The 4,348-nt window shown below is 44.2% G+C and carries 4 protein-coding genes; 1 reads left to right on the top strand and 3 read right to left on the bottom strand.

Annotated features, from left to right (window positions below):
* Positions 1–363: 363 nt before the first annotated feature.
* Together petE and LYNGBM3L_RS08390 are read right to left on the bottom strand one after the other, a co-directional pair.
* Positions 364–726, bottom strand: a complete 363-nt coding sequence (petE, locus tag LYNGBM3L_RS50180) for a plastocyanin (RefSeq protein ID WP_044492486.1) — start codon at positions 724–726, stop codon at positions 364–366.
* 546 nt (positions 727–1,272) lie between these two features.
* A complete protein-coding gene (locus tag LYNGBM3L_RS08390) occupies positions 1,273–1,497 on the bottom strand; it encodes a hypothetical protein (RefSeq protein WP_044492419.1) in 225 nt (74 codons plus the stop codon).
* Positions 1,498–1,946: 449 nt separating this feature from the next.
* Here LYNGBM3L_RS08390 and LYNGBM3L_RS08385 point away from each other — a divergent pair, with 449 nt between their 5' ends.
* Positions 1,947–2,558, top strand: a complete 612-nt coding sequence (locus LYNGBM3L_RS08385) for a cysteine dioxygenase family protein (protein ID WP_008181349.1) — start codon at positions 1,947–1,949, stop codon at positions 2,556–2,558.
* A 313-nt stretch (positions 2,559–2,871) separates the two neighbouring features.
* Here LYNGBM3L_RS08385 and LYNGBM3L_RS08380 read toward each other — a convergent pair.
* Positions 2,872–4,348 (bottom strand): peptide ligase PGM1-related protein (locus LYNGBM3L_RS08380; RefSeq protein WP_063747923.1); only part of this gene is annotated, 1,477 nt, incomplete at its 5' end.

Genomic DNA, 4,348 nt, shown 5'->3' with positions numbered 1-4,348 from the left:
GGCTAGTCCATACAGGATTGTCAGATCATGTCTTCTTCCGTCAAAAGACAAGCTGTCAAACTTCTTTATTCCTGACTTGAAGCGCAGTCAGGGCGCACACTGTGCGCCCTGACGTCATACCCTACGGTTATAGTTGCTGGGTAAGTCTTGATTTAAGTTAACTAAACTACCACGATTTGCGATCGCTTAAGTCTTAGAATGGTTAATCTTCTGGTAGTTAGTAGCAAAAACTAGTAACTACTAATTTTCCGACGGGTGTTACTGGATCGTCTATTAGGTTACGCCCATTGGAGCCACACAGCAAAAGCTGTGTGGTTTTCACATTGCTGGAAGTCTCGATCAACAGCCCTAGTCCTAGTGCTACTATGATCCAGCTTCAACAATGATTTCGCCTGTCATGCCAGCACCACGGTGGGGGGCACAGTAGTAGGAGTATTTACCAGGCTCATCAAAGGTAGATGTATAGGAAGAACCCTTAGCCATCAACATGTTTTTGTGAGTCAGAGATGGGGCGTCCTCAAAAACAACATTATGAGGACCAATGTTGTTCATCACCCACTTGACAGTTTCCCCCGCTTTGATGGTAAGAGAACTTGGTTCAAATTTTAGTTGCCCACTGTCTGTACCCATTTTTACAGTGTGAGTTTCTGGACCAGCTGCAGCAGCAGGCTCAGGTGCTTCAGCGACCTCGGTGGGTTCAGCGGTCGTGGGTTCTTCTTCAGCCACCTCAGTAGCTTCGGCTGGGGCGGGTTCTTCTTCAGCCACCTCAGTAGCTTCGGCTGGGGCGGGTTCTTCTTCAGCCACCTCAGTAGCTTCGGCTGGGGCGGGTTCTTCTTCAGCCACCTCAGTGGTTTCCGCTGGGGATTCGGCCTCTTGGGCAACTTCAGCAGCTGGGGCAGGTGTGGTTTCTGGAGGAACAGTAGCTGTAGTTGCGCCACCGCAACCATAGGTAAAGGTTAAGATACAGACCGTTACCACCAGGAGTGATAGTAGCTTTTTCAATGCTATGTTTTTCATAAAAAAATTGAACCATGACTGTCAACGGTTCAATTATATGACAAGCTGTCATATTACAAACGGTAAAACTTATGATCAAACTGATGATGATCAGATCCCATAGAAGCCCTACAGGTAAAGGGAAAGGCGGCTGGCACAGACATAGCGCGAGGCAGCAATTAAGTAATCTGCTAGTATGCCCAGGTAGTATGCCCAGGTAGTATGCCCTGGGCATACTACCTGCAAGTGATCATCCGTGGAAATGGTTAAGGAAGCTTATTTACCGGCACAAGGATTCTTTTTACTTGCACAAGGATTCTTTTTGCCAGCACAAGGATTCTTTTTACCCGCACAAGGATTGGATTTACCGGCACAAGGATTGCCTTGCTCTGTAGTACTCTCACCAGGAGTAGTATTGGTTGTGGGAGCACCACAGGATGTTACCAGTCCTAGAGTGACAATTGAGGCAGCAGCGATAGTAGCAAAATACTTAATTTTCATGGCAATTCCCTCCTTTGCTGTAATGAAGGTTAATTTTTATCTGCATTGTACATGAGTAATAATTGAAATGGCTTAAAATGAATTGCTTGAAACTGAATGAAACCTGAGAGATGACTGAGGAAGAGCTGAGAAATGACTAGTAGCGATTTAGCTGCTTTCCCAGCAGTCAAATTTCAGTCAGACTTTAAAACAGCCCTGTCTCCTGAAGCAAGGGTAATTTTGTGATTGCTTTTTTTCGTAAATTCAAATGTAAATTGAAATGTAACTTAAAAACATCGTCAGCTTATGTGCATAAGCTGAGAGCTGAGAGCTGAGAGCTGAGAGCTGAGAGCTGAGAGCTGAGAGCTGAGAGCTGAGAGCTGAGAGCTGATAGCTGAGAGCTGAGAGCTGATAGCTGAGAGCTGATAGCTTACAAAACATCTATCAAAAACCTTGCTTAGGTAAACTGTATGGAAAGTAGTGATTGGTTGCTGACAAATCAAGGCAACTGTGAAGCCTGTGAGATACCTAGTGACTGGGAATGGTCAACGAAACCCTATCGACTCTATCGGTTTCTGACTGACCTAGAGGATACTCTCGATCAGATTAACGATGAGCGCCAACTGCTCCAAGTCATTCGTCCTTTGGTACGTCGCTTACTCACTAGTTCCTACTGGCTACAGGGTGAATATCTTGAACCTAACCCTGACCCAGGCTGGTCGGTGCAAATGCTTTATGATGAAATCAATTATCCCTTAACCGTCCAAAATGTAGTCTGGTTACCGGGAAGAGTTTCTCCCATTCACAACCATGGTACATGGGGAGTAGTAGCCGTGATCAGTGGCCAGGAAAAAAACACCTTTTGGCGGCGTACTGATGACCCAGACTTTCGCGATCGCATCGAACAAGTTGGGGAAAAAATCCTATTCCCTGGAGATATTATTAGTTTTACCTCTGATGCTATTCATAGTGTAGAAGCAATGGGAGATGAACCAACAATTACCTTTAATATTTATGGGGAAACAAACTACGACCAGCGATTTGAGTTTGATCCACTAACCCATTCGGCAAAGATATTTTGAATTAAGAATTGAGAATGTAGAATTAAGAATTAAGAATTAAGAATTAAAAAAATATAACATGTTGAAGTTTGTCTGTCATAATTGCTAAGTTAGCACCTAGGGGAGTAGCCAAAAAATAAAATACCAGATTTTAGCTTGTAGGGTGGGCAAAAATATTTTGGTTCAAATGAGTCTTCTAGATAAGAGAACTTTGCCCACCCTACTTTAATTGGTATTTTTTTTACATGCAAGTCCCTAAACTTCTCCATTCTCAATTTTTCATTCTAAATTATACATTTTTAATTCTACATTCTTAATTCTACTATTCCCTTTACTATCTATTCCAAGCAATCGGAATACTGGGATGGGAAACTGAGACATTAGCATCTTTGTCGGATTTAGTTTCTAGATCCAGTACCCTCACAACTTGGTTATAGATTTCTTCTGCTTGTTGGGGAGAATCTCCAATGCTGGTTAACCCTAGTTTGCCAAATTCAGAGAGTGTGCCTATTAAGTGAAATACAGTGCCAGTTTTGGTGCTGCTATCAAAATGCAGTTGATGGTAGGCGATAATATCCATCAAGTCATTGGGCATTAACCCTTTGTAACTATCTTTTTGTAAATTGTCCGTGGCAATATAGTGCTTTGGTTGACCCTCTTGAGAGCAAAAAAGACCAGTGGAGAGGTCATAGCGACCATTGGTCATGAATTTCAGGGTCATAAAGGGATGGGTTGTACCGCCTTTGCGCAGGTTGATTTCAATGGCTTGTAAGTCCCAGGTATCCCGATCGGGCTGATGAACCGCCACAAAATCTACACCGTAACGCTCTATTGCTCCTTTTTTCGCTAAGGTCTGACCGACTCGTAGTCCCAAATCTTGCAATTGTAGGCGATAACCTGGATCAGCGGGAAATCGACAACCTAAATAAATCTGACCGTCTGGTCCCCCAAGAATTTGATCGTGAGTGGAGAGAATTTTGACCTCGCCATGGGGGGTAATATAAGCCTGAACGCTAGGGGAACGCTTTTTTTCTCCGTCAATAAATGCTTCGGCAATTGCCCCTAACTGCGGTATCCGACTGCTATAACTCTCCCAGGTTTCCCCACTAGCTTGAAATCTCAAATTTACGATCTTTTCTTTCAAAGCCGCTACTGTTTGAGTATGGGAAACATTTCCCGGACCTACCTCCGATAGTGGTTTCAAGTCCAAGATAGCATTGCCCTCCCCAGAAAACCCTTCGTTGAGTTTAATCACAATCTTGTTCAGTTGCGGTTGCCTGTGCCATAACTGCGCTGTTGCTTCGACTAAATCATCAACGGTCCAGACTAACTCACTGCCGTCGGGATGGGGGACACCACTGTCAGCAAAAATTTGCCGACTACCGCTCTTGGTACCCCAATAAAGCAAATCTGGGTCTGGGGCAAGTAGGGGTAAGTTCAATTTTAAGGATATCTCGCGCTCTAGATTAGTAGAGTTGTAACAAGACATGTAAGACTTTCCTGGACGTAAGGCTTGACGAATCCGCTTCATCAAGCGGGGACGTTCTAGAATCTTTTGGCTAAGTGGCTTGAGGGAAGCATCATAGGTGGAAAACAGCAGTAAGCGATCGCGTGCATGGGAAAAGGGAATTCCTGGCAGAAGCTGCAAGTAGTAATCAATCACAATCGGTGGCAACGGCACAGCGGTAACATAAATTAACCGTGTGTAAGGGTTGCGCAGACGAATTAGGGAAAATAATAACCGTTCTTCGTAGTGCAAAAAACCCTCAACTTTCAGCAGTTCCCGTTGGTCAACACTGACAGAAGGCACT

This window comes from Moorena producens 3L, from assembly GCF_000211815.1.
GTDB classification, from domain to species: domain Bacteria; phylum Cyanobacteriota; class Cyanobacteriia; order Cyanobacteriales; family Coleofasciculaceae; genus Moorena; species Moorena producens.
This window is presented reverse-complemented; position numbering and strand designations above follow the sequence as displayed.

Bases quoted from the DNA above. Each gene is read 5' to 3' on its own strand.
- LYNGBM3L_RS08385 (WP_008181349.1), top strand. From the start codon at position 1,947: ATGGAAAGTAGTGATTGGTTGCTGACAAATCAAGGCAACTGTGAAGCC.
- LYNGBM3L_RS08390 (WP_044492419.1), bottom strand. From the start codon at position 1,497: ATGAAAATTAAGTATTTTGCTACTATCGCTGCTGCCTCAATTGTCACT.